The sequence below is a fragment of the Haloarcula sp. R1-2 genome, from assembly GCF_011627385.1.
GTDB classification, from domain to species: Archaea; Halobacteriota; Halobacteria; order Halobacteriales; family Haloarculaceae; genus Haloarcula; species Haloarcula marismortui.
In genome coordinates this window covers 102603-126609 of the sequence record NZ_JAANTG010000002.1, presented here as the reverse complement: position 1 = coordinate 126609, position 24007 = coordinate 102603, and the positions used below count along the sequence as shown (strand labels likewise).

Below are 24007 nucleotides of genomic sequence, written 5' to 3'. Positions count from 1 at the left end.
GTGGGAATGAGCAATCCGGAACTGGATGTCGTTGAGTTTCTGCTGACGGCCACTATTTACAGCGAGCGGCGGGACCTTGAGCCGGACGACCTGCCGGCCTCGTACCGGTCCGTCTTCTGGAGCGACGGCGAGATCGAACGGCCGCTGTCGGTCACCAACTCAACCGCGAGCGAGGCCACCGGTGTCGAGCGGCCCTGGGCGGCCATCTCCGGCCTGATGTTCACCGACCGCGACGATTTCTCGGGGAGTATTTCCATGACGGACCGCGACCTCGCCGAGGAGTGGTTCCTCGAACGGGTCGACGCCTCGGACCTCGAAGACAACCCGGTCCTGGCGAAAGCCTTCGAGGACCAGGTCGAGGGCGCTGACTACGAGCGGGCCCGCCAACAGAACCGACCGTCGCGCGCCGACCGCGCGTTCATCGACGCTAAACTCGAGGAGGCGTTCGACACCGACGACGAGGACGACGAGGAGATGCTCGACCTGGTCGATGTGCGCGCCCCCGAAGAGGTGGAAATGACGCTTGCCGACCTGGTGTTGACCACTGACCAGGAAGACGAGATCCAGAAGATCGTCAAGGCCATCGAACACCGCGACTACCTTGCCCGGATCGGCCTGCGCGAGATCGGGAAACTCCTCTTTGTCGGCCCGCCGGGGACCGGCAAGACCAGCGTCGCCCGCGCGCTGGCGCATGACCTTGACCTCCCCTTTGTCGAAGTGAAGCTCTCGATGATCACCAGCCAGTACCTCGGCGAGACGGCCAAGAACGTCGAGAAGGTGTTCGAGGTCGCAAAGCGGCTCTCGCCGTGTATCCTCTTCATGGATGAGTTCGACTTCGTCGCCAAGACCCGCTCTTCCGACGAACACGCCGCGATCAAGCGCGCCGTCAACACCCTCCTCAAGAGCATCGACGAGATTTCACTTATTCAGGATGAGGTGTTGCTCATCGGCGCAACGAACCACCCTGACCAGCTCGACGCCGCCGCCTGGCGGCGCTTCGACGAAATCGTCAACTTCCCCAAGCCGGATAGCGGCATGCGCGCGGACATCCTCCGTATCGTCACCCAGCAGATGGAGATCGACGACTTCGACCCGGAGACACTGGCCGACCTCACCGAGGGGCTGACCGGCAGCGACCTCCGGCTTGTGCTCCGTGAGGCCGTGCTCAATGCTCTGACCGAGGAGCGGACGACGCTCACACAACAGGACCTCGAAGACGCCATCATCGACTTCGAGGAGCGGGACAACCTCAAGAACATGGACATGATGGACGGCGATGCCGACGCGCTGGTCGCCGGGAGCGGCGGCTTCTCCGGCGACGGCGGCAGCGATCACGACCACGATCACGACCACTGAGCGATTGCTTACTCGCTCAGGTACCCGTTCTGGCTATCGGTATGAGCGATTTACTTATCAATGCAGGAACCATTCGGTAGCCATGGCTGACGACAGCGTATTCACCGAGACAGACGACCCCGCCGAGTCGTGGGTTGACGTTCGCATGACTGACCCGCAGGAAGGCGAGTGGGACGTAGACGTGGTTATCGCCGAGAAGCAAGTCGAGTACGTCGACCTGCGCATCCGCCCGGAGTTACTTGAGGGATTCTTCGAGTGTCTGTTCGACGACCTCGCCGACGAACGCGCCCAGTCCCTGCTGGTGGCGACGATGGAGCGACAGGGCATCGACCCAGCGAACCTGTTCGATAGCCAGTAACGAAAGCGAGGGGCTTAGGCGGGTCGCACTCTGAAGGACCGGTAATGGAGGTCACGCTGCTTGGGACCGGCGACACGACGGGGACGCCGACTGTCCAGTGCGACTGTGACACGTGCGAACGGGCGCGCGACCCTGACGAGGAACTCCGGGCCAGTGTTCGCGAGCGCGGCATCGACCCTACCGGCGGGGTCGAACGGTCGCGCTTCTCCGTCGCCGTAGAGAACGATGCAACCGGCGAGTCGTTGCTGGTCGACCTGAGTCCGGACTTCCGTCACCAGTTCCTCCGCGAGTCGGTCCCGCTGCCGGACGCGGCTATCATTACCCACATTCACTTTGACCACCTCGATGGCCTCGGCAATGCCTACCGTTTGTTCGACGAACTGCCGGTCCACGCCGCCGACGAGACGGACCCGGTGACTGACGAGAGCGTCGCTGAGGCCGTCCGGAGCCGCTATGACTACCTTGACACGGTATCGGTCCACGCACAGACGCCGCTCGAGCCGTTCACCGTCGCCGGCTTCGAGGTGACGCTCGTCCCGGTCACGCACCCGCCGCTTTTGTGTTACGGCCTGCGCATCGAGGAACCACAGACCGGTGCAGTGCTGTCGATTTCCGGGGACACCTGTTATGACGTGCCCGACCGCTCGAAATCCGTGCTGACCGGGGCCGACCTCGCGCTCGTCGAGGGCATCGTTCACCCGGAGGCCTGCGAATACCACCCGAAAGGCGGCACGCACCACGACGAAAACGGCGTGCCGCGGACCTTTGGCACGAAACACATGACCCTGCCCGGCGCGCGGGACTTCGCTGCCGACATCGAGGCCGACGACTACCGTATCGTCCACACCGCACACTACGTCCCCGCGGACAGGGCCTTCGCCGACGACATCGGACTCGACGGCGAGCAGTTTACGCTCTGACCCGGATTCGGCTGGGTGAAACGGACCGTAGATTATAGGCCATGGCAGCTAATGCCGTTGTATGGACAGGCGCGGCATCGCGGAGGTCGGTGGGCTGTCGCTGGCTGGCGGCGTCCTCGCAATCGCCGTCCAGCAGGGTATCGTGGGCAGTATCGACTGGGTGCTGGTGGTGGGACTGGTCACCTGTGTCGGTATCGCGGCCGCGGCGAACTATCAGGCCAGAACGAAACACGCGGCCAAAGTCGCTACCGAAGCACCGGCGGTGACCGAAGACAACTACGAACAGCACGGCCGCCCGACCGCTGGCGACGGCGGTTCCCCTCCCGATGACACCCCCTCGACGGACGACACCCGGTAGCGGTGACAACTTCTCGTGGCTATCCGAACCGGTCCAGTCCCGACTGGCGACGCCTGCGCCCGTCGGGGTCTGCCCGCCACGGCGTCCGCTCGGCCCGGAGTGAGTCGCCGTCGACGGCCGGCGGGTCGGCTGCCTCGTACCCACCGCAGTCCGGGCCGCAGTCGTCGCTTTCGCGGACAGCGCGGCCCTTCCACTGGCAGTACGGAATTCCGTCACTGTCGGGTGAACAGCGCTCACATGCGGGGTAGTCGAAACTCCGCCATCCCTTGCCGTACGCTCGCTCGGCCAGTTGCCGACGCGCGCGGGCCTTCTCCGAAGCGCCGACCATCCGCACGTCCGTCTGGACCGGCCGCTCCGCAAGGAGTTCGACGCCGGCGTCGTCTGTCGACAGTGGTGTCGCCTCTCGACGGACGTCTATCGTTCCGCTGTCGGCGTCGAACCGCCAGACGCCGACTTCCTCGGGAATCCGGTTGAGGTGCGCCCCGGTAACGTAGGACGCCGTCGCCAGTACGACGCGGTCGGCGAGCGCGAGCGACACGTCGGTCCGCAACTGTGATTCCAGATCGCCGGGGCGACTCAGGTCGGGCTTGTTCTCGATGGCGACGATTTCGCCGAACCAGTCGGGATATCGCGTCGTCTGTCGGACGTATGTCCGGCCACCCCGACGCTCCCGCTCGAAAAACCCTCGCTCGGCGGCCAGTTTGACGGCCCGCTCGGCGCGGTTGGGGTGACAGTCGAAGGCGTCCTTCCAGTACCGCGCCCGACCTGGGCCAACGTCGCTTTCAATGGCCGCCGTCGGCAGCCGTTCGGGAGTGATGGCCGCCCGCTCGTCGAGTTCAGGACCCGGCTCAACGACGACGGTGTCGAGGACGCGCCGGCCGTGGACAGCGCCGCCGAGCTGCCGGCTCACCAGACGGCCCTCGCGCTCAAGATGGGCACACAGCGCCAGTTCGAAGTCGAACTCCCGCACGACCGGAGGCAGGGCTGGGACGGGCAAAAGCCCCGCGCTCGGTTACCGGCTGGCGACGAAGAAACAGATCAGCGCCGCCAGCGCGAGGACCGGACTCTGTGAGAGTAGCGTCAGCAAGCCGAGGTAGACAGTTAGCACTCCCAGCAGGGAACGGCCGGTCAGGGATGGATACGTCGGCCTGTACAGCTCGGGGTCGGCGTAGGGCGCAGGCTGGTACATTACAGTGAAACAATGGTCCCGAACGCCGATAAGTATAATCTGAATGATATTTCTGCGGGAGGCGCGCATCGGGGATCTCCTGAAAACGATTTCAGTCAGCGGAAAAACAGCGTACCCCCACAGGACCAACAGGTCGGCTCAGTGCCCGCAGTCCTGTCGCTCGAACTCGACCGGCTGGAGGTCGCCGTCCAGATAGGCGGTCAGTTCCGCTTCGGCCAGCGGAATCTGGACCGCGAGCCGCCACGGGTCGGTGGCTTCGACACTGGTGTACTGGTCGTCGACACACCAGGGCAGCGTCCAGTAAGGCCGACTCGACAGGTCGACGCCGTGGTCGTCGTAGAACGCTGCAACGCGGGAGTTATCGAGTAGCGTCAGCCCGACAGGCGAACAGAGTTCGTGGCGACACCGCTCGCAGACGAACTCGGCGCGGACCGACACGTCGAGACAGCAGTCGCCATCGCGGGATATCTCCGTCCCCATCCGACCGGCGCAGTCCGGGCAGACGCCGTCGGCGGCCAGACAGTGGAGGTGTCGCACCCGCTCGGCGAAGGCCGTCGCGACTTCCGCCGGTGTCCGGTCGACTAGACCGCCCGGCGGGAACGGGTACTCGCCGTGGGCCTTCCCGCAGTCCTCGCAGTCGATGGCGAACTGCTCGTCGGCGTACTCGGCCAGCAGACCGCCGCCACACCGCGTACAGGCCCCGGTCACCGGGAACGGGTCGATGTCGGGTGTCCGTGTGAACGTTCCTGCCCGCACCGCGCGGATGACCTGCGCCCCGGCGTACCGGAGGTCGTACCCGTCGGCTCCCTGGCTGACGAACTGGCCGGTGAGCTCCTGCAGGTGATAGTTGAACTGCCCGCTGTCGGCTAGCTCGACGGCGTCGAACAGCTCCGAGAAGCGAACTGGTCGGTCATCTGCGCGCCACAGCGCCTCCAGAATGTCCAGACGCGTCTCGCTTGCGATGACCGAGAACGCCGTCGCCGGGTCAATGTCGGCATCCGTTTCGGGGGACTCATCGACTCGCATCGTACGTTGACCTGTTTCTGGATAAACAAAAGCGTTCACAGAAACACAGTTACGTAATATCGGTGACAGAAGATGTCCACGATACATGATCGCTCCAGCGTTTCAGTCCCGCTCACTGAGCAGGGTTCGACCGGTTCGTCACGGGCGACAGCATGGGCTGATTGCTGCCCCCGACAGTATCGCAATGGCGATAGCCGGCGTAGCACCCGACTCGCACAGTCCGCTGCTCGCTCAGTGACGGGGTCGCGTCGCTATATCGGGGCCAATACCGAGCAATCCGGTGACGTTGCCGCGGTCAGCAGGGACCAAATCGGCGATTGAACCGGGGTCGGCGGGGCGCAAACAGTAGGTTTATCAGTTGCACGCGGCGAAACTCCACCAAGATTACTCTCGAAATGACATCGAACAAACAACCGGAGGTGAACATCGGACTCGTCGGGCACGTCGACCACGGAAAGACGACGCTCGTACAGGCATTGTCCGGCGAATGGACCGACCAGCACTCCGAGGAGATGAAGCGCGGTATCTCTATTCGACTCGGCTACGCCGACGCGACGTTCCGTCGCTGCCCGGAGGCCGAGGAGCCGGAGGCCTTTACTGTCGACGAGCACTGCGACGACCACGACGTCGACACCGACCACCTCCGGACGGTGTCGTTCGTGGACGCGCCCGGGCACGAGACGCTGATGGCAACCATGCTGTCCGGCGCGGCCATCATGGACGGGGCCGTCCTCGTCATCTCGGCGACCGAGCCCGTCCCGCAGGCCCAGACTGAGGAGCACCTGAGCGCGCTCGATATCATCGGCATCGACAACATCGTCATCGCCCAGAACAAGGTCGACCTCGTCGACGAGGAGCGGGCGATGCAGAACTACGAGCAGATTCAGGAGTTCGTCGAGGGCACCGTCGCCGAAGGCGCACCGGTTGTCCCCATCAGCGCGGGTCAGGAGGCCAACATCGACCTGCTTATCGAGGCTGTCCAGTCTGAGATTCCGACGCCGGAACGGGACCCGGACGAGGACGCCCGCATGATGGTCGCACGCTCGTTCGACATCAACCGTCCCGGTACGACCTGGGACGACTTGATGGGCGGCGTGCTTGGCGGGTCGCTCGTTGGCGGCCAACTGGACGCCGACGACGAGATCGAACTCCGTCCCGGCCGCGAGGTCGAGGAAGGCGGCAAGACGGAGTGGCAGCCCGTGACGACGACGGTCCGCTCGCTCCAGTCCGGCGGCGACTTCGTGGACACGGTCACGCCGGGTGGCCTGCTCGGCGTCGGGACCGGGCTCGACCCCGCAATCACCAAAGGCGACGCGCTCGCCGGACAGGTCGCCGGGCCGCCCGGGAGCCTCCCGCCGGTCCACGAGACGTTCACGATGGACGTGGACCTGCTGGAACGCATCGTCGGTGACGATGGCGGTGAGGTCGACGAAATCTCGACCGGCGAACCGCTCATGCTGACTATCGGCACCGCAACCACGGTCGGGTCGGTCACGAGCGCGCGCGACGACGAATGTGAAGTCGCGCTCAAGCGCCCGGTCTGTGCGGCGTCGGGCTCGAAGATCGCGATCAACCGCCGTGTCGGCGCTCGGTGGCGGCTCATCGGTGTCGGCACGCTGCGGTGATGATCGTGCTGGACACGAACGCGCTGATGATGCCGGTCGAATGTAACGTACGCCTGTTCGAGGAACTCGATAGGGTGCTGCCGGACGCGACAGACTACGTCGCGCCCGCTGCCGTCCGCGACGAACTGGCGAAACTGGCCGATGGGGCCGGCGCGGAAGCGACGGCCGCCTCTGTCGGGCAGGACCTGCTCGACCGGTGTGCGATTCGGGAGACGACGGCGGACTACGCGGACGACGCCGTCCTCGAACTGGCACAGACAGACGATGCGACACACGCGGTCACGAACGACAAGCCCCTCAAACGACGCCTGCTGGACGCGGGCGTTCCAGTAATTAGTTTAAGGGGCCGGAACAAACTGGGTATCACTCAACCATAACACATGTATAAACGGGTACGCCTACGCGATACGGTCGAAGTCCCGCCACGCTTTCTGGCGGAGGTCAGTCCGGGGCTGGTCAAACGGCTCCTGCAAGAGAAGCTCGAAGGACGAATGGACGAAGACGTCGGCAGCGTCGTCTCCGTCATCGAGGTCCACGACATCGGCACCGGTGCCGTGCTGCCGAACAAGCCCGGCGTCTACTACGAGGCCGAGTTCGACGCCCTCACGTTCGACCCACAGATGCAGGAAGTGGTCGACGGCGAGGTCGTCGAGGTCGTCAACTTCGGGGCCTTCATCGGCATCGGGCCGGTCGACGGTCTGCTCCACGTCTCCCAGATCTCCGACGAGTATCTGGCCTACGACGAGGAGAACCAGCAACTCGCCTCCCGCGAGTCCAACCGGACGCTCACCGTCGGTGACGCCGTCCGGGCGCGTATCGTCACCAAGAGTATCGACGAGCGCAACCCGCGCGACTCCAAGATCGGCCTGACGGCGAAACAGGTCGGCCTGGGCAAGCACGGCTGGCTCCAGGAGGAGCGCGAGCGCCGTGAAGGCACGGCGGAAGCCGGTGATAGCTGATGGCGGACCGACTCGTCTGTCGCGACTGTCACCGCGTCCAGAGCGCGGAGATCGAAAGCCAGTGTGAGGCCTGCGGCGGCACCGCACTGACCGAGGACTGGGCCGGCTACGTCGTCATCGCGCACCCGGAGCGGTCAGACATCGCTGAGGAGATGGAAGTGACCGAGCCGGGCAAGTACGCGCTGAAAGTCCGCTAACGTGTCCGACGTCGTTCTCGAACTCCCGAGTGACTTGCGGCACGAGCTGAAAGAGCCGCTCGGACGGATTTATACTGATACAGCGGCGCTGCTGGCCGACGCCGGTGACCCCATCATCGCCGTCGGCGACATGGTCACGTACCACCTCATCGAGGCCGGGCGGACGCCCGACCTCGCGCTAGTCGACGAACGGACCAAGCGCTCGGCCGTCGACGCGGACGTGGCAGCGGCAATCGACGGCTTCGACCGGACGCTCTCAGTCGACAACCCGGCTGCGACACTCACCGCAGACCTGCTTGCTGCACTCAGAGACGGTCTCGACAGCGACGAGACGACACTTCTGGATGTCGACGGCGAGGAGGACCTCGCTACGCTCCCTGCAGTGCTTGCCGCGCCTGCTGGTGCCAGTGTCGTGTACGGCCAACCGGACGAGGGAATGGTGCTGGCCGACTGCGACGACACAGCCCGGGACCGGGTCCGGTCGCTGCTGGAGCGGATGGACGGCGACGCCGAGCGAGCGATTGCACTCGTGTCGAACTAACTAGCAAAAACGCGGACTGATTTTATTCCGGCCGAGGGACGCTGAGGTTCTGCATTTCTGTCTCACAGCGGCCACAGGAGACCGTCGAGCGCTCGCTACAGAGACGCTTCCCGCAGTCCGGGCATTCAAACAGCTGTTCGTCGTCGTCGCATGGGGCGGGGTCTGACCACGTTGGCATACTTGTGACTCATTAGCATTTGTCACGGCATAAACTTTGCTCATACCCGAACAAAAGACAACACCTGTCCAGAGAAAGTGAACGTATGGTCACTCAAGAACGTGGACGTGCCTGACCAGCGAGCGGTGAACGCGTCGCTTGAAGTAGTCAGTGACGGCCCAGCCCGCGCCGGTCGCGGCCTCGCGCCAGTCGCGGTCGGCGACGAGGACGCACCGCCCTGCGACGCGGGCGGCTTCGCCGAGCGCACCGGACACGAGCGGGGCCAGGTCACCTTCAATACGGGACTGACGACCGTAGGGGGCGTCGAAGACGACGGCATCGACGGTGTCGTCGGCCACTGGCAGTGCGGACGCGTCGGACCGGAACACCCCCCACTCGCCCGGGTCCGGGTACGACGCTCGCTCAGGGTGGCCGTCGCCGTCGAGTGCGTAGGCCAGGTTCTTGCGTGTCCCCGAGACCATCTTTTCCTGTGCGTCGCCGCCGACCACGTCGGCCCCGACCAGGCCCGCTTCCAGCAGGAGACCACCGGTGCCACACATCGGGTCCAGTATCGTTGCGTCCGGGCCGGCTCCGGCGATATTGACCAGCGCGCGGGCTTCGAGCGGGTCCATGCTGCCGGGCTGGAAGAACGGACGGTCCGTCGGCTGGCGGCCCCCGAAGTCCCGCACGCTCTCGGCGGTAAGCCAGCCCAGCGCACAGCAGGCCTCGCCGGTCCCGCCCTCCTCGTCGCCGTCGGGGTCCGAGAGATAGGCGTAGAGGACGTGGTCGGGGTTGTCGAGGTCGACGGCGAAGCCGCGGTCGGTGAGCACGCCGCCCAGCGTCCGCTCGGCCTGTTGCGTGTCGATACCGGTGCTCGCTCGCACGTCGACCGCGCGCACGGCGACGCTCCCTTCGCGGTCGATGGTCGCAGCCGATAGCAACGCGGCGGCGCTTTCGATGTCCGGGTCCGAGGTTCCGATCAGGTCACAGGCCCGGTGGGTGAACGCGAGGTGGCGAACGCGGTCGCTGATACCCCGTGCCGTCGCCAGTCCGGGGGCGAGCACGTCGACGGCGCTCGCGGCGCTTGCGGCTTCCCGCCGCGCGAACGCGTCGTCCTGCCCGCCAAGTTCGAGGACGTACACGCCCGAGCGGTGTGGGCGAGCGGCTATGAGCGTGCCGGTCGCGCCCGGGAACAAAACGCACAAGCGAGCGGCCGACGAACCCCGAGTATGCTCCAGTCCGGGTTCTCCAGCCTGACCGGCGGTGGTATCCTCGCGGTCCTCGTGACCGTCCTCGTCACCTGGCTCTTTTACGCTCTGACCCTCCACCTGGCTGCGACGTTCTTTATCGGCGACGTGCCGAGCCAACTCGCCGCAAAGGCGGCCCTCGCGCCGGCAATCGTCTCGCTCATCCTCCAGCGTTGGGGCGTCGAGTCCGGCGTCGTCTCGGCGGACCTCGGCGTCGCTGTCGTCCTGTTGCTCACTCTCGTCGCTGACGGGATCGCCATCAGCCTCTCCTATCGGTTGTCGACCCGCTCGACGGCCCCGCTCGTGGCGCTGCATCTGGCGTTTGCGGCGGTGCTTGGGTTCGCGCTGAACAACATTTTCATATTCTTCTGACCCTCCGAGCCGGGACTGTGGTGGGAGTGTCTGTCGAATGCGGGCGCGGAGCGCGGCTTGCATACTGCGCCTTCGGCGCGGTTTCACTCCGAGCGCGGCCGCAGGCCGCGACTCGGAGGTCGTTTGTAGCGTAGATTTTTGCGAACCCGCTCCCCACAGCGCGCTCATAAAGCGCGCGAGGAGAGGGGGTGACGTAAAAAAGTACTATTCAACCAGCCGCTCTATCTCCGTCACGAGGATATCGCTCGCGCCCACGTCCTTGAGCGAGCTAATGGTCTCGAAGACAGCACGCTCCTCGACGACGGCGTGGACGGCGAGCTGGTCGGAACCGGCGATGTCCATCACGGTCGGACCGCCCATGCCCGGAAGCACGTCTTTCACGTCATCAAGGGCATCCTCGGGGGCGTTCATCATCAGATAGCGTTTGTCGTCGGCGGCGAGAACTGAGCCAAGTGCGGTGTCGACCTGCTTCACCTTCTCGTTGTCAGCGGTGTCTTCACGAGCGAACAGGCGGACGGAGCTCTCGAGCACCTCGTCGACGACAGCCAGCCGGTTCATCCGGAGCGTGGTCCCGGTCGAGGTGATATCGACGATACCGTCGGCGATATCGACGTGGGGAGTCAGTTCCGTCGCGCCGGACACCTCGGTCACGTCGACATCCACGTCGACCCGGTCGAAGTACCGGCGGGTGATTTTAGGGAACTCCGTGGCGATGCGGCCGTCCTCAAAGTCATAGACGGTCTCGATGTCGCTCTCTTCAGGCGCGGCAAGAACGAGGCGACAGCGGCCGAAATCGAGGTCCCGGAGTTCGACGAGGTCGTCGGTGTCAGACTCCCGGACCTGGTCGAGGCCGGTGATACCCACGTCGGCAGCACCGTCCGCGACGTACTCGGGGATGTCAGCGGCGCGGGCGTACAGGACGGTCACGTCCGGATCGACAGTATCGGCGTGCAGTTGGCGGTCGGCCCCGTCGACCAGATGGAGGCCGGCCCGTTCGAGCAGTTCCTCGCTTGGTTCGTGCAGGCGGCCCTTGTTGGGGACGGCGATTCGCATACGTCTACTGGCAGGCCGCGGGGCAACTGTCTTTCCCCTCAGGCCGGGGTCTGTGAGCGAAGTCGTCACAGGCGGTCCCGGCGTGGGAGGACAACGAAGGTACCCGCAGCCAGCAGTGTCAGGCCAGCGAGACCGTAGAACGCGAGCGCAAACAGATTCTGGTCGGCGAGCAGCCCGACAGCCGTCGACCCCAGCGAGCTGATCGCGAAGAAGCCGGTCCGGAGCAGGCCCCAGCCGGTGCCTTCGGCGGTGTCAGGTAGCGTATCGACGATGTAGGCGTTTGCCAGCGGGCCGACACTCATCCGAACACCGATGACGCCGGAAACGATGGCCAGCGGCACGACGCCGCGGACGGACGGAATGAGCACGAGTGGAACGGTACTGACGAGCGCGACAGCGGTCAGAACACTTGGCGTTCCGTATCGGTCAGCGAGCCGGCCGGTGACTGTCTGGGAGAGCGCGCCACCGACGAACAGCACCGAGAGAAGCGCCCCAGCGGTTCCCTGTGAGAGGCCCCGGACCGTGACCAGATACGTGGTGAGGAATGCTGTCACGGCCTGAAAGGCGAACAGCATCAGTGTCTTGCCCGAAACCGACAGCACGAGCCGGCGGTTGCGAAGGCCGGTGAGAACCGTTCGGAGGTCCCGCCGGAGGCTCCGTTCGGACTCGCCGGTCGGACGGTCTGACACCGAGAGCCAGAGCGCGCCGGCGACAAGCATGAACAGCGGGGCGGCGCTGGCAAGTGCCAGCCGCCACCCGTACCGTGTGGTGACGAACGCGGCAATGGCGGGTAGTGCCGCCGCTCCGAGAGAGCCGGCCGCCATCACGACACCGAAGGCGGTCCCCTCGCGGGCATCAAATGTCCGCGAGAGGGCGGTCCCACGGGTCGGGCCGTACAGCCCCGTCCCGAGCCCGAACGCACCCGTTGCGATAAGGAACAGCGAGAACACCGGCGCGAAGAAGTAGCCCAGCAGCCCGACGCCCGACAGCAACGCCGCGGCTACCAGTAGTGTCCGCTCCCCGATCCGGTCGATCAGCACCCCGGCCGGAAACTGCACCGCCGCGTATGTGAGCCAGAGCACCGTGACCGCGAGCCCGGCCTCTGCGTTCGAGATGACGAATTCCTTGCGTATCGTCGGGAGGACCGCAGGAACCACAAACCGCATCCCGAGGACGAGAAACCAGCCGGCAGCAACGGCAAGCAGCATTCGGGCTGGGCTTCCGTGCCGCATGGCGTTGACCCGCTGTCGGAGTTGCTCTGCCGCCGCCATTCTCTTGCCCACCTGAACGCACCGGAGCCGAAAGACCCCTGCGGAACAGGCACTGCTGTCACTGCGACACCTGCCCATAGATGTGGCAACACGCCACACGACGGCGGCGTGGACCCGGCGAACTAAGGTCCGCGGTTGTGAAGCCACCGCCATGAGCGAACTTCTCGTCACCGGCGGACAGGTCCTCCGACCTGACCTGACCGTCGAGCGTGCGGACGTACTGGTTTCACAGGACAGCGGCGACATCGTGGCTGTCGACGACCCGGGCACACTGGACGGCGACGATGAACTCGACGCCAGCGACGGGCTGGTCATCCCCGGTCTGGTCAACGCGCACACCCACGTCGCGATGACACTGCTTCGCGGCCTCGCTGACGACAAGCCCCTCGACGCCTGGCTGCAGGAGGACGTCTGGCCCGTCGAAGCGGAACTGACCGCCGACGACATCCGCGCCGGGGCGGAACTCGGGCTGGTCGAGATGATACGGTCGGGGACGACGGCGCTGTCGGATATGTACTTCGAGGTCGAGGAGATCGCGGACGCAGTCGACCAGGCTGGGATGCGAGCAGTGCTTGGCTTTACTGCAGTCACCGTCGGCAAGGATGACGAGGCCGCGCGGTCTGACCTCGAAGAGAGCCTCGGCGTTGCTCGGAAACTCGACGGTGCGGCTGATGGACGGGTTCGGACGACGTTCCAGCCGCACTCGCTCACGACCGTCGGCGAGGAGTACCTGCGCGAGTTCGTCCCACAGGCGCTTGAGGACGACCTTTCGATCCACCTGCACGCCAACGAGACGCGCGATGAGGTGACGCCTATCGTCGACGAACACGGACAGCGCCCGCTCGCCTACGCCGACGATATCGGCCTGCTCGACGGCGACACGTACGTGGCTCACGGCGTCCACGTCGACGACAGTGAAATCGACCTGCTGGCCGAGACGGGTACCGGCGTTGCTCACTGCCCGGCCTCGAACATGAAACTCGCCAGCGGGATGGCCCCGGTACAGGACCTGCTGGACGCTGGCGTTACCGTGGGTATCGGAACCGACGGCGCGGCCTCGAACAACGACCTCGACATGTTCGACGAGATGCGCGACGCGGCGATGATCGGCAAACTCGCGGCCGACGACGCCAGCGCGGTCGATGCTGGCACTGTCGTCGAAATGGCGACCGCAAACGGTGCGGCCCTGCTGGGCTTCGACAGCGGCCGCATCGAGACCGGCGCGAACGCGGACCTGGCCGTCATCGACCTCGACGCCCCACACCTGACGCCGGCCCACGACCTCGTCTCGCACCTTGCCTACGCCGTCCACGGGAGCGACGTGCGCCACACGGTCTGTGACGGCGAGGTGCTCATGCGCGACCGCACTGTCGAGGTGTTCGACGAGCAGGCCGTCCGCGAACGGGCCAGCGAGCATGCGGCTTCGCTGGTCGAACGAGCCGGTGACTGAACCGGTGGAATAAACGCTGAGAGCTGGCTTTAAACTGTATAACTATTCCTCAGTCGGTGTTGTCGACTCTGCAAACGGCCTGAACGGGTTGAACGAGAGGGGGTGTTTATCGCTCTCTCGGCGAACCAATTGGCTACGATGCGCACCAAACTCTTCGCACTGTACGCCGCTGTCGGACTGACATTGCTGGCCGTCGGTCCGGGACTGGCGGCCGCTGCGGACTCAGCCGGTAACACCGACGCAGGGAACACCCTCGCTGTCGGTGTCTCACAGGCTGACGACGGCAGCGCGACGGTATCGGTCACACAGAACGAGACGGGCGTCGAAAATGCCTCAGTTGCCGTGGAGACGGCTGACAACACCTCCTACGCCGGGACCGGAAACTACACGACCGACAGCAACGGGACGGTTGGACTGCCCGCCCCCGAGCAGAACGTGACGGTCGACGTGACGGCGACGGCCGACAATCACACTGCGACGACGACGGCGGACCTGACTGTCGCGCCGAACGCTACCAACGTGACCGAGTTCGACACCTTCGGACTCGAAGTGTCAGCCTACGTGAACGACCTGTTGAGCGACGAGAACCGGACCGGTGGTATCGGCCCGGCCGTGGCCAGTTTCGTGACGGCGAACAACCCCGGCAACGCGCCGGACCACGCTGGCCCGCCCGCACACGTCACTGGTGAGAACGAGTCCGACGACAACGAGACCCACCCCAGCGAACGACAGGGTCCGCCGGCCGACATCTTCGGTGACGACGAGAACGAGACTGAAAACGAGACAGACGACCGCCGCGGCCCGCCCGAGGACGCCGGACCGCCCGAAGACCGCGGTCCGGGCAGCGATGACGCGGAGAATGAAACGGACGACGAAAACGAGACGGACGACGACCGTCGTGGTCCGCCCGAAGACGCTGGGCCACCCGAGGACCGCGATGACGACGACGTGGAGAACGAAACTGAAGACGACGAGAACGAAACCGAGGAACCGGAAGACGAGACGGAAGAGCAAGACGAGGACGACGATGCTGACGACGACACCGATAGCGACGACGATGACGACGGCGACCGCGGCCGACCGGACGACGCCGGCCCGCCGGACGAACGCGGTAACTGAACGGCTTCGGTAGCGTTTTAGGAACTCTCTTCCTCTGTTGTGACATGACGACGCCTATTTCGGAGCGACTTGATGACCTTGACGAGGCTCGCGATTCCGGCCGCCGAAAGATGGACTGGGCTATCCAGCATATGCCCATCTGCGCCGCGCTCCGCGAGCAGTTCGAGGCCGACCAGCCCTTTGCCGGCGAACGCATCGGCATGGCAATGCACGTCGAAGCCAAGACCGCTGTTCTCGCGGAAATCCTCGCGGTCGGTGGCGCGGAAGTCGCCATCACCGGCTGTAACCCGCTCTCGACGCACGACGACGTGAGTGCCGCACTCGACGCCGTCGACGGCATCACTTCCTACGCCGAGCGCGGCGTCGACGACGAGGAGTACTACGAGGCTATCGAGGCTGTCATCGGCCACAAGCCGACCATCACCGTCGACGACGGAATGGACCTCGTCGCGGCCATCCACGAGGACTATCCGGAACTCATCGACACTATCATCGGTGGGGCAGAGGAGACGACGACCGGCGTCCACCGACTGCGCGCGATGGACGATGACGGCGAACTCGACTATCCTGTGTTCGCTGTCAACGACACGCCGATGAAGCGCCTGTTCGACAACGTCCACGGCACCGGCGAATCCTCGCTGGCCTCGATTGCGATGACGACGAATCTCTCGTGGGCCGGCAAGACCGTCGTCGTCTCCGGGTACGGTGACTGCGGCAAGGGTGTTGCGAAGAAAGCCAGCGGCCAGAACGCCGACGTGATTGTCACCGAGGTCGAGCCCCGCCGCGCGCTCGAAGCGCACATGGAAGGCTACGAGGTCAAGCCGATGGCCGAGGCCGCCGCCGAGGGTGACGTGTTCATCACGACCACCGGCAACCGCGACGTCATTGTCGAGGAGCACTTCGAAGCGATGCAGGACGGCGTCTTGCTCGCCAACGCCGGTCACTTCGACGTGGAAGTCGACCTCGATGCGCTGTCCGACCTCGCTGTCGACACCTACGAGGCCCGCGACGGGGTCCAGACCTATGAGATGGCCGACGGCCGCCGCCTGAACGTGCTTGCCGAGGGCCGACTGGTCAATCTTGCGACGCCTATCGCACTGGGCCACCCTGTCGAAGTGATGGACCAGAGCTTCGGCGTGCAGGCCGTCTGTGTCCGCGAACTGGTCGAAAACGGCGACGACTACGAGGCCGGTGTCCACGCTGTCCCGGACCGACTCGACAAGGAGGTCGCGGAAATCAAACTTGACGCCGAGGGTGTCGACTTCGATTCCCTGACCGATACGCAGGCCGAGTACATGGATTCCTGGCAGCACGGGACATAGCGAGATTCTGAGCGGTGCGAAGAATCTCGCACCGGAACGGGGAGCGAAGCGACCCGTGGCGGACATAGAGTGGTTCGAGCGGAGCGAGAACCACTAACACGCCGAACGGCGAAGCCGTGAGACGTAGGGTGACCCCGAGCGTAGCGAAAGGTCGCCAAACTGCGAGCGGCGACCGACGGAATTGACACGGAATAACCGATCGGGTGGCTTTCTTGCGTTGTGGCTAAAATATCTGGTTTTCGTCACCACGATGATTAGTGTCGGCGCTGATGTCTCGGTATGGCTGTCCACGAAACCGCTCAGATTGAGAATGCGACACTGGGCACCGTCGAGATTCGAGAATACGTCACAATCCACGACGCCGACATAGACGACGGCGTCCAGATTTACGAGGGGGCCTCGATCAAGAAGGCGACCATCCACGGCCCGACTGATATCAACGCAAACGTCTACGTTGAGAACGCAACGCTCGGCGAGTCCGTTCAGATCGGGCCCAACGCCTCTATCGTCGGCGTAACCCACGACCTCACCGACGCGGGCATGGAGTTCCAGAACGACACGTTCGACGAAATCGCCCTCGAGAACGGGGCTTTCGTCGGCGCTGGTGCGGTGGTCCTCCCGGGTGTCACGGTCGGCGAAAACGCCGTCGTCGGTGCCGGAACCACCGTCACCGAAGACGTTCCGTCCGAGACCATGGTCCGGAGTGCCACGGAAACGGTACAGCGATCTCTCTGAGGTCGGCACAAAACACCGGCCTCCACTTCCCGGCAAACGGGTTGCCCACCGCGACCGATTGGCTGGGCGGGGATACTCGCTCCATACAGACGCAAAACAGCTTGTTTCGTTGGTGTCGCCGATCGACCGTCGACTGGTCCTACTGGGTTACGTCGACAAAGACCGTCGACTGAATCCACGCAGACGGGTTCTCGGGGTCGCCGATATGGGCGACTGTATCCACGCCAACGTCGTACTCTTCGAATGTCGCTCTAATGCCCCCTTGTGAATTAGTGTCGTGCTCGTGCGTCATCAGTGTGCTCCGCGTCTCGTTTGGCAGTTACCTCGTCGGCAATGACTGCACCGGTCCAGTTCCCAGACTGAACCGAGTGCCGTCGCCGACCCGCGTGTCCTTACCACACTTGCACACTGGAGAGTGGCGGGCATCCGTCTATCTACTAGCTGTATTCACCTGCGTCCAGCCTTGGGCTATATGTATAGCCCCCCGGTCTGGTCGCTCTCGCTGTCGGGAATTCGACACCGACCGTCTCGGTGACGGCAATTTTATTCGCTCCCATCCGAAAGGTGGTGGCAATGGAACCGCTCCACGCACGCTACCCCTTTCTAGCGCGGTCGCGGGAGGCCGTCGAAGCCGCGGCGGTGGATTTGGGCGAGATTGTCGCCACGGACGAGACGGTCACGGCGCGCGCGCTGGAGCGGGTCGAATCGGCAATCACAGACGGGACTGTTGGGGAGCCACATCGACGGACTCGCGTCGAACTGCTGTCGTACCCGGTCGCCCGTGTGCTGGTGTCGCTCGTCGACGTCCACATCTGCACCCGGAAGTACGCACAGGCTGAGGCTGAGGCGGCCTACGACCGGTTCACAGAGGAGTTTGCGACGACGACAGAGCTGAAATCGACCCAGCGCGAGACACTGGACCGAACAGAACTGCTAGGGGAGTTCGACCTTGCAAGCGCTGTCAGCGACGCTGGCGACGGGTACCGCGTCGAGGTTGGCGCGTATCTCGACCTGGCGGCCGACCAGCGGGGCGATTCCTGGCGGCTGGTCAATCGGCCACTGACTGACGGCGAGGTCAGGGTCACCGCCGAGGAACTGAACGTTCTGTTAAAACAAGCGATTCGCCATCGGGTCACTGACGGCCTGCCGTTCACCGTCCCGGACGCGATCGCTGACGAACTGACGGCGGAGGTCGAGCAGTTAGAGGAAGTGCTCTCGGAACTGGAACTCACCCGCGAGATCGACACTGTCGTTCCGGAACTGTTCCCGCCCTGCATGAAGTCCCTCCTCGATCAGGTGCAGAAGGGCGAACACCTCGAACACCACTCCCGGTTTGCTATTGCGACCTTCCTCGTCGGCATCGGAATGACGACGGACGAAATTGTCGACCTGTTCCAGGTCAACCCCGGTTTCGGCGAGGAAGCGACCCGCTATCAGGTCGACCACATCCGCGGGGATACCAGCCCGACGGAATACTCGACGCCGGCGTGTTCGACCATGCAGTCCTACGGCGACTGTGTCAACATGGACGACCTCTGTGAGGCGATTTCTCACCCGATGGGCTACTACGAACAGAAGTTAGACGACACCGACGAGGAGGAACTGGTTGACTGGCGCGAGGACGAGGGCGAGGAAGAAGCTGACGCCTAGAACTGCTGGCGTTCGAGCCAGAGGCCAGCAGCGGTCATAAACACGACGAACAGCCCAATTGCGCCGATGAGTGCATAGCCGCCCGTTGGCTCTACGGTTGACCCACTCAGATACATCTGTGAGGCGGTAACAGTTGCGCCGACGAACAGCACGACGGCGACCGCCGAGATGACGATTTGCAGGACCGTCTCCCGCTCGGTATCCATGCTCTGCGATTTCACAGGGCCGGCAAAAAGGGTATCGAAGCGCCGGAGCCCGCTGGCCGAGCCATTTAGGCCTGTGTAGCACCTACGTTTCAACTGGACACATTGGAAAATACAGCCGTGTCCGCACCTATGACGCTCATCGAGCCAGCAGCCGACCGGCAGAGTACCGCACTTGCACCGGACCTCCGCTCCCTCCCGGACCGGGCCGCCCGCGCCTGGACCGAGCGCATGGCCGTTCGCCCACGAGCGGACAGCACGTATGCCGTGACGACGGAAAGCGACAGCACATACCTCGTCGACATCGCACAGCACGCCTGTTCCTGCCCGGACAACCGCATCCGCGGCGAGCACTGCAAACACCTCCGGCGCGTTGCCATCGAAATCACCGCACGGCGGGTCGCACCGCCCGGCAAGCAACGGGCGGTCTGTGACGCCTGTGGCACCGTTACCTTCGTCGCCGCGGACGCGGGAACGCCACACCTCTGTGGCAACTGCCGACTGGAAACCGGCGATATCGTGCGGGACCACGAGACGGACGACAGCCTCGTCGTTACGGCCGTCACCGACACGCCAGCCGACGACTGGACCATCGAGGCGACCGACGGGACAGTCGCCGACTACGACACCAACGACGGCTACCCGCCTGACGACCTCGTGGTACTGGCGACGTATCTCTCCGACGCCGTCAGCGCGACTGAGCCACGAGAATACGCCTTTCCGCTGTCACGACTTCGCCGAGCCGAGGACGCCGAACTCGTCGGCGGCGAGACCCAGTAATCAAACGCCTGTGAACAGCTATTCCAGCATCGCTGCGGCTTCCTCTTTGTTGAGATCGCCGCGCTCGAAGGCCGACAGCACGTCCAGCACGCTCTGGTCGGGGCCGTCGTCGCCCACCTCGTCAAGCGTGACCTTCTCGGAGTTGCCCACGAACTCATCGAAGTCAGTCCCGTCGGAGAGGGCTTTCTCCTTCTTGACCCGATAGTTGCCGCCGTCGGTCGTGTGGAGGTCTGCCGGGTGGAAGAAGTACCAGTCCTCGCGGTCGAACCGGACGCCGATACGCGGCTTCGCGCCGAAGTTCCGGGCGAAAAACAGCAGCGCCTCGACCTCCTCACCAGTGAGATAGATGGGGTCGCCGGCGCTGGATTTCGCCTCGATAGCGTAGAACGTCTCGCCGTCACCCGAGAGCACGTCCGGCAGTTCCCGCTCGGTCGCGCTGCCGCTGGCTGGCGCGCGCATTACCGCAAAGCCCGCCTCGTCGAGTGCGTTGACCAGTTCGCGCTCGCGGCGGTCGCCCTTCGCGTTCGAGTTTGCCATTATCAGGTCGTGGAGCGTCGGGGGTAAAACCGTTCAGATACAGCCAGACCGTTCATTCCGTTCAGAGAGGCGTACACTGATTTGATCTATCGCGGGGCATATACGCACCAGTACCATCCCAGATTATGGAATGAATACGTACGTAACAGCACGGACAGTATCGACGGCGACCAACCACACAGGTGAGAGCCAATGAGGCGACGACGATTTATGACGACAGGCGCTGGCGTCAGCGTCGGTCTCCTCGCAGGCTGTTCCGGGTCGAGCGACCCAGGCAGCGCCGACGGGACCAGCGGTGACGGCACCAGCGACGGCGGCTCAACCGACGAGGACACGATGACGAACGACGGTGGAACCGTCGGGACGTTCCGGTTGCTAATCAGCGACCAGCCAGCGGCTATCGGTGACTTCGATTCGCTCGACGTATCCTTCTCCAGAGCCCGCATCTTCCACGCGAAGGGCGACGAGGAGACGGACGAAGGCGGCGACGCGACCGAGACCGAATCCACAGAAACGGCCACAGCAGAAGCAACCGGGACAGAGACGGCCGAAGCGACTGAGACAGCGGATGATGACGACGCAGAGGATGAAACCGAAGCCGAAGGCGAGGACGAGGAAGCCGACGGAGGCGACAGCGGCTTCGAGGTTCGTGACCTCGACGGCGCAACCGTCGACCTTACCGAAGTCGTCGGGGACAAAGCCATCGGCGTCCTCGATGGTGAACTCGAAGCGGGCCGCTACAGCAAGATCGAACTGTACGCCGAATCCGTTGATGGGGTCGTCGACGGCGAGTCGGTCGATGTAAAGATTCCGAGCGAGAAGCTCCAGCTCACCAAGCCGTTCGAAGTTGTCGCTGGCGAATCGGTCGACTTCGTCTTCGACATCAACGTCGTCAAGAAGGGCAACGGCGGCTACAACCTCCTGCCGGTCATCTCGGAAAGCGGGGTTGCCGGGAAGGACGTTGCTGTAGAGGAAGTCGGCACCGACGGTGCGGAAGGCGAGGCTGACGGGACGGAGGCGGACGGCGACGATACCGACGACGAAGAGACCGAGGCCGAGACAACAGAAATCGAGGAAACTGACCGGGACTCGACGCCGGAGTCGGACCAGCGCGGCAGCACAACGACGGCTGCCGAGTAGCGCTCAGTCTTCGATTCGCGACTCAAGTTCCTGTATGACCTCGTCGGTTGTGCCGCCGTCGCCGCGAACCGCCTGCGTGTAGCGCCTGTATTCCTTGGGGGACACCTCCACAGTCTTAGTTTCGCCTTTGTGCGAAATTTCCAGCTTCACGGTTCCGTGCGGGTCGTTGCGACGCCGGAAGCTTGCCATCGCCGTGAAGACGAACCAGAACGCCACGCACGTCCCGATAAAGTACGCCATCGTCGTCTCAAAGGCCAGTGTCTGCTCGCCGACCGTCCAGTTGTATGGATAGGCGGCCTGAAACAGTCCGATTCCGACCAGACAGAGGACCGCGCCGACGGCGACACCACTCTGTTCACGACGGCTTGAGGGAAGCACAGCGACGACACTCAGAAACATCGCGGGGATGCCAAGGCCACCCAGTGTCCCGCCGAGTTTCTCGGCGGCGTGGGGTTCAGTTGCGCCGACGACTGCCGACAGCGGGGTCGTCACCAGCAGTATCGCCACAACCACTGCCAGCGCGCCGACACCCCCCAGGGTCGCACCGGCAACGACGCGGCGAGGGTCGCGCCCCTCCCAGCGCCGGTTGCTGTACGCGTCCCCGAGGTTCTCCATACCGGCCCGTTGGCACCCGGCCCACAAAACGGTACGTCAGACGCGCGTGCGACGCTGTGCGGCGGCCAGCGCGTCGCCGCCAGCAGCTGTCAACGTACCGAGATGGTCGCTGTCGACGCGTTCGAGCGAGGCGTCCGGAAGCTGCTGTGCGAGGGCGGTCCCCGTCGCCGGGGCAACGTTGGCGTCGTTTTGCCCCTGAAACACAGTAACCGGCACTGAAATGTCTTCGAGGGCAAACGGCCATGGCTGTGAGAGGAGTCGCTGCTCGTGGATGATCCCGCTTGGACCGCGTGCCATCGACGTGAGCATATCCGCACGGACGACCCGAGCCACCTCGTCGGCTGCCAGGGCATCCGTTTCCGGTGTCTCCTCGGCGACGAACCCGACGGCGTAGGACGGGTCCCGGCGGAGGGCGAACCATCGCTGCAGCCGGAAGAGTCGCCCGAGCGCCCACGGAGCGTGTCGGGACAGTGCTCCCACAAACTGCTGGACGCGCCCTGTCGCGCCGACTGACGGCGGGCCGCTGCTTCCCAGGAGTGCAACGCGCTGTATCTCGGGCAGTCGGTGACAGGTCAGCGCGAACGGGCCGCCGCCGGAAAAACCGATGGCTCCGGCCGTGTCGACATCGAGATGGGACAGGAGGTTCGCGGCGTCGTCCGGCCAGTCCTCGAACGTAACAGCTGCGTCTTCGGAGTTCCCGATGCCCGGCCGGTCCGGAGCGATGAGGTTGATGCCGCGCTCGCGAGCCGGCGCGGCGAGCAGCCGTGCGGCGACGTGTGATCCGGGGGTACCGTGACAGAAAAGGACCGGATAGCCGTCGGCGTCGCCGTAGGTGGCGTAGGCCAGCCGCCGACCGTCAGGGAGCGAGAGCGACTCGGTCTCGGAATCGTTCGGCAGCCAGTCGGTGGCCGGAATCGGCGGCGCGGACCCCATCCGTCGTTATTCGCTCTGGATGCGCGGCGCGAGCATATACGTGACCCGGCCCTGGCCTTCAGCGAAGCTGAAGTGCATCTTGACGGGGAACTCCTCACCGAGTTCCATCTCGACCTCGGCGTCTTTCGGGATGGCCTTGTTCATGTTCTTCAGGTAATCCAGCGAGAACAGGGAGTGGGCGTCCCCGGGCGTGAGGTCGATGAGGTCGTCGCGGGTGAGCTCGAGGTGGACATCGTCGGTGTCGCCCTCGGCGTCGACGTAGAACAGTTCATCGGTCGCGTCGACGCCCAGCGCGATGTGGTCGCTGACCATGTCCGCGGCGGTGACCGACCGGTCGATGTCTTTCCCTTCGATGACGATGTTTGCCGAGAGGTCCAGATCTGGGAGGTCAGGCTCCTGACGGATGGAGTCGGGGTCGATCAGCGCGAGGGTGTATTCGAGACCGTCGATAGAGATGTGGAGCTTCCGTGTCTCTTCGTCCAGATCGAGGTGGACGAGCTGGCCGGCGTCGGCCATACCGGCGATGTCTTCGAGGCGGGAGAGGTTGACGCCGATGAGCCCACCATCAGTCTCGTAGGACTCGAAGGCCGCCGCGTCGAGCCGCAGGTCGACCATTCCAACGTTTGCCGGGTCGACTGCCCGGATTTCCAGCCCGTCTTCTTCGAGGTGGATCTTGCACTCGTCCACCAGCACGCTCACAGAGTCGAGAGTCGCCTGGAGCGTGTCTGCGCTCACGATGGCGTTGAACATCTTGAACCGGACTATGCCCCCATCCATTAAAAAGTCCCTCATTGAAACCGCGTGCGCGCGAGCGACCGCGGACGAGAACGACAGTCGGCAGCGGCCCGTATTGTGCGTAATCAAGCCCAACCGGGAACAGACAGTGTGGTGCGC

General features: G+C 64.5%; 30 protein-coding genes. 17 read left to right on the top strand and 13 right to left on the bottom strand.

The window, feature by feature from the left end; all coding sequences use genetic code 11:
- The first annotated feature begins 6 nt into the window (after positions 1–6).
- From G9C82_RS08730 to G9C82_RS08715, 4 genes are all read left to right on the top strand, one after another.
- Complete coding sequence (locus G9C82_RS08730) at positions 7–1356, top strand: ATP-binding protein (protein ID WP_007187857.1); 1350 nt, start codon at positions 7–9, stop codon at positions 1354–1356.
- Positions 1357–1438: 82 nt separating this feature from the next.
- On the top strand, positions 1439–1714 hold the full coding sequence (locus tag G9C82_RS08725; protein ID WP_004960471.1) for a hypothetical protein: 276 nt from the start codon (positions 1439–1441) through the stop codon (positions 1712–1714).
- Between the two features lie 44 nt (positions 1715–1758).
- Complete coding sequence (locus G9C82_RS08720; protein ID WP_127013895.1) at positions 1759–2634, top strand: MBL fold metallo-hydrolase; 876 nt, start codon at positions 1759–1761, stop codon at positions 2632–2634.
- Between the two features lie 61 nt (positions 2635–2695).
- Complete coding sequence (locus G9C82_RS08715) at positions 2696–2992, top strand: hypothetical protein (protein ID WP_004960466.1); 297 nt, start codon at positions 2696–2698, stop codon at positions 2990–2992.
- 19 nt (positions 2993–3011) lie between these two features.
- Here G9C82_RS08715 and G9C82_RS08710 read toward each other — a convergent pair whose 3' ends face one another.
- The 3 genes from G9C82_RS08710 to G9C82_RS08695 all read right to left on the bottom strand — a co-directional run bounded on the left by G9C82_RS08710 (position 3012) and on the right by G9C82_RS08695 (position 5207).
- A complete protein-coding gene (locus tag G9C82_RS08710) occupies positions 3012–3962 on the bottom strand; it encodes a DUF5787 family protein (protein ID WP_127013894.1) in 951 nt (316 codons plus the stop codon).
- Between the two features lie 42 nt (positions 3963–4004).
- Entirely contained in the window at positions 4005–4181 is a 177-nt protein-coding gene (locus G9C82_RS08700; RefSeq protein ID WP_174789912.1) for a hypothetical protein, read from the bottom strand.
- 138 nt (positions 4182–4319) lie between these two features.
- Entirely contained in the window at positions 4320–5207 is an 888-nt protein-coding gene (locus tag G9C82_RS08695; RefSeq protein ID WP_007187861.1) for a helix-turn-helix domain-containing protein, read from the bottom strand.
- 395 nt (positions 5208–5602) lie between these two features.
- Here G9C82_RS08695 and G9C82_RS08690 point away from each other — a divergent pair, with 395 nt between their 5' ends.
- From G9C82_RS08690 to G9C82_RS08670, 5 genes are read left to right on the top strand one after another with little or no spacing between them, the layout of a single operon-like run.
- The gene (locus G9C82_RS08690; protein WP_004960453.1) at positions 5603–6832 is read left to right on the top strand and encodes a translation initiation factor IF-2 subunit gamma; all 1230 of its coding nucleotides are present in this window, start codon (positions 5603–5605) and stop codon (positions 6830–6832) included.
- Positions 6832–7209 carry a hypothetical protein gene (locus G9C82_RS08685; protein ID WP_004960452.1) on the top strand — a complete coding sequence of 126 codons (378 nt, stop codon included), beginning with the start codon at positions 6832–6834 and terminating at the stop codon, positions 7207–7209. The genes G9C82_RS08690 and G9C82_RS08685 overlap by 1 nt, the downstream gene beginning before the upstream one ends.
- 3 nt (positions 7210–7212) lie before the next feature.
- On the top strand, positions 7213–7791 hold the full coding sequence (locus tag G9C82_RS08680) for a DNA-directed RNA polymerase (RefSeq protein ID WP_004516007.1): 579 nt from the start codon (positions 7213–7215) through the stop codon (positions 7789–7791).
- Positions 7791–7988 (top strand): transcription elongation factor subunit Spt4, encoded by a 198-nt coding sequence (spt4, locus tag G9C82_RS08675; protein ID WP_004960449.1) that lies wholly within the window; start codon positions 7791–7793, stop codon positions 7986–7988. The genes G9C82_RS08680 and spt4 overlap by 1 nt, the downstream gene beginning before the upstream one ends.
- A gap of 1 nt (position 7989) precedes the next feature.
- A complete protein-coding gene (locus tag G9C82_RS08670; protein ID WP_121302114.1) occupies positions 7990–8529 on the top strand; it encodes a GTP-dependent dephospho-CoA kinase family protein in 540 nt (179 codons plus the stop codon).
- A gap of 22 nt (positions 8530–8551) precedes the next feature.
- On the opposite strand, the gene G9C82_RS08665 is transcribed toward G9C82_RS08670, so the two are convergent.
- Both G9C82_RS08665 and G9C82_RS08660 read right to left on the bottom strand, forming a co-directional pair.
- Positions 8552–8707, bottom strand: coding sequence for a rubrerythrin-like domain-containing protein (locus G9C82_RS08665; protein WP_004960444.1), 156 nt, complete (start codon positions 8705–8707; stop codon positions 8552–8554).
- Positions 8708–8796: 89 nt separating this feature from the next.
- A complete protein-coding gene (locus G9C82_RS08660) occupies positions 8797–9828 on the bottom strand; it encodes a TIGR01177 family methyltransferase (RefSeq protein ID WP_127013892.1) in 1032 nt (343 codons plus the stop codon).
- Between the two features lie 87 nt (positions 9829–9915).
- Here G9C82_RS08660 and G9C82_RS08655 point away from each other — a divergent pair, with 87 nt between their 5' ends.
- Complete coding sequence (locus tag G9C82_RS08655) at positions 9916–10305, top strand: hypothetical protein (protein ID WP_127013891.1); 390 nt, start codon at positions 9916–9918, stop codon at positions 10303–10305.
- Between the two features lie 204 nt (positions 10306–10509).
- On the opposite strand, the gene hisG is transcribed toward G9C82_RS08655, so the two are convergent.
- A complete protein-coding gene (gene hisG / locus G9C82_RS08650) occupies positions 10510–11358 on the bottom strand; it encodes an ATP phosphoribosyltransferase (protein ID WP_004960442.1) in 849 nt (282 codons plus the stop codon).
- Positions 11359–11423: 65 nt separating this feature from the next.
- A complete protein-coding gene (locus tag G9C82_RS08645) occupies positions 11424–12566 on the bottom strand; it encodes an MFS transporter (protein ID WP_004960439.1) in 1143 nt (380 codons plus the stop codon).
- 214 nt (positions 12567–12780) lie between these two features.
- Between G9C82_RS08645 and G9C82_RS08640 the strand changes: the two genes are divergently transcribed.
- From G9C82_RS08640 to G9C82_RS08625, 4 genes are all read left to right on the top strand, one after another.
- The gene (locus G9C82_RS08640) at positions 12781–14079 is read left to right on the top strand and encodes an amidohydrolase (protein ID WP_127013890.1); all 1299 of its coding nucleotides are present in this window, start codon (positions 12781–12783) and stop codon (positions 14077–14079) included.
- Positions 14080–14217: 138 nt separating this feature from the next.
- Complete coding sequence (locus G9C82_RS08635; protein ID WP_127013889.1) at positions 14218–15198, top strand: hypothetical protein; 981 nt, start codon at positions 14218–14220, stop codon at positions 15196–15198.
- Positions 15199–15242: 44 nt separating this feature from the next.
- A complete protein-coding gene (locus G9C82_RS08630; protein WP_127013888.1) occupies positions 15243–16520 on the top strand; it encodes an adenosylhomocysteinase in 1278 nt (425 codons plus the stop codon).
- A 279-nt stretch (positions 16521–16799) separates the two neighbouring features.
- Positions 16800–17255, top strand: a complete 456-nt coding sequence (locus tag G9C82_RS08625) for a DapH/DapD/GlmU-related protein (RefSeq protein WP_127013887.1) — start codon at positions 16800–16802, stop codon at positions 17253–17255.
- Between the two features lie 139 nt (positions 17256–17394).
- On the opposite strand, the gene G9C82_RS08620 is transcribed toward G9C82_RS08625, so the two are convergent.
- The gene (locus G9C82_RS08620; RefSeq protein WP_164734751.1) at positions 17395–17547 is read right to left on the bottom strand and encodes a hypothetical protein; all 153 of its coding nucleotides are present in this window, start codon (positions 17545–17547) and stop codon (positions 17395–17397) included.
- Positions 17548–17828: 281 nt separating this feature from the next.
- Between G9C82_RS08620 and priL the strand changes: the two genes are divergently transcribed.
- Complete coding sequence (gene priL / locus G9C82_RS08615; protein WP_011224464.1) at positions 17829–18905, top strand: DNA primase regulatory subunit PriL; 1077 nt, start codon at positions 17829–17831, stop codon at positions 18903–18905.
- On the opposite strand, the gene G9C82_RS08610 is transcribed toward priL, so the two are convergent.
- Positions 18902–19111, bottom strand: a complete 210-nt coding sequence (locus G9C82_RS08610) for a hypothetical protein (protein WP_004960423.1) — start codon at positions 19109–19111, stop codon at positions 18902–18904. The two genes, priL and G9C82_RS08610, sit on opposite strands and share 4 nt — an antisense overlap.
- 129 nt (positions 19112–19240) lie before the next feature.
- Here G9C82_RS08610 and G9C82_RS08605 point away from each other — a divergent pair, with 129 nt between their 5' ends.
- Entirely contained in the window at positions 19241–19888 is a 648-nt protein-coding gene (locus G9C82_RS08605) for an SWIM zinc finger family protein (RefSeq protein WP_127013886.1), read from the top strand.
- An 18-nt stretch (positions 19889–19906) separates the two neighbouring features.
- Here the strand turns inward: G9C82_RS08605 and hjc are convergent, their stop codons facing one another.
- A complete protein-coding gene (gene hjc, locus G9C82_RS08600; protein ID WP_127013885.1) occupies positions 19907–20425 on the bottom strand; it encodes a Holliday junction resolvase Hjc in 519 nt (172 codons plus the stop codon).
- A 210-nt stretch (positions 20426–20635) separates the two neighbouring features.
- On the opposite strand from hjc, the gene G9C82_RS08595 reads away from it, so the two are divergent.
- A complete protein-coding gene (locus tag G9C82_RS08595; protein ID WP_127013884.1) occupies positions 20636–21565 on the top strand; it encodes a DUF4382 domain-containing protein in 930 nt (309 codons plus the stop codon).
- Positions 21566–21568: 3 nt separating this feature from the next.
- On the opposite strand, the gene G9C82_RS08590 is transcribed toward G9C82_RS08595, so the two are convergent.
- From G9C82_RS08590 to G9C82_RS08580, 3 genes are read right to left on the bottom strand one after another with little or no spacing between them, the layout of a single operon-like run.
- The gene (locus tag G9C82_RS08590; RefSeq protein ID WP_011224468.1) at positions 21569–22180 is read right to left on the bottom strand and encodes a hypothetical protein; all 612 of its coding nucleotides are present in this window, start codon (positions 22178–22180) and stop codon (positions 21569–21571) included.
- A 36-nt stretch (positions 22181–22216) separates the two neighbouring features.
- Complete coding sequence (locus G9C82_RS08585; protein ID WP_127013883.1) at positions 22217–23113, bottom strand: alpha/beta fold hydrolase; 897 nt, start codon at positions 23111–23113, stop codon at positions 22217–22219.
- A gap of 6 nt (positions 23114–23119) precedes the next feature.
- Positions 23120–23863 carry a DNA polymerase sliding clamp gene (locus G9C82_RS08580; protein WP_007187874.1) on the bottom strand — a complete coding sequence of 248 codons (744 nt, stop codon included), beginning with the start codon at positions 23861–23863 and terminating at the stop codon, positions 23120–23122.
- Positions 23864–24007: the final 144 nt, after the last annotated feature.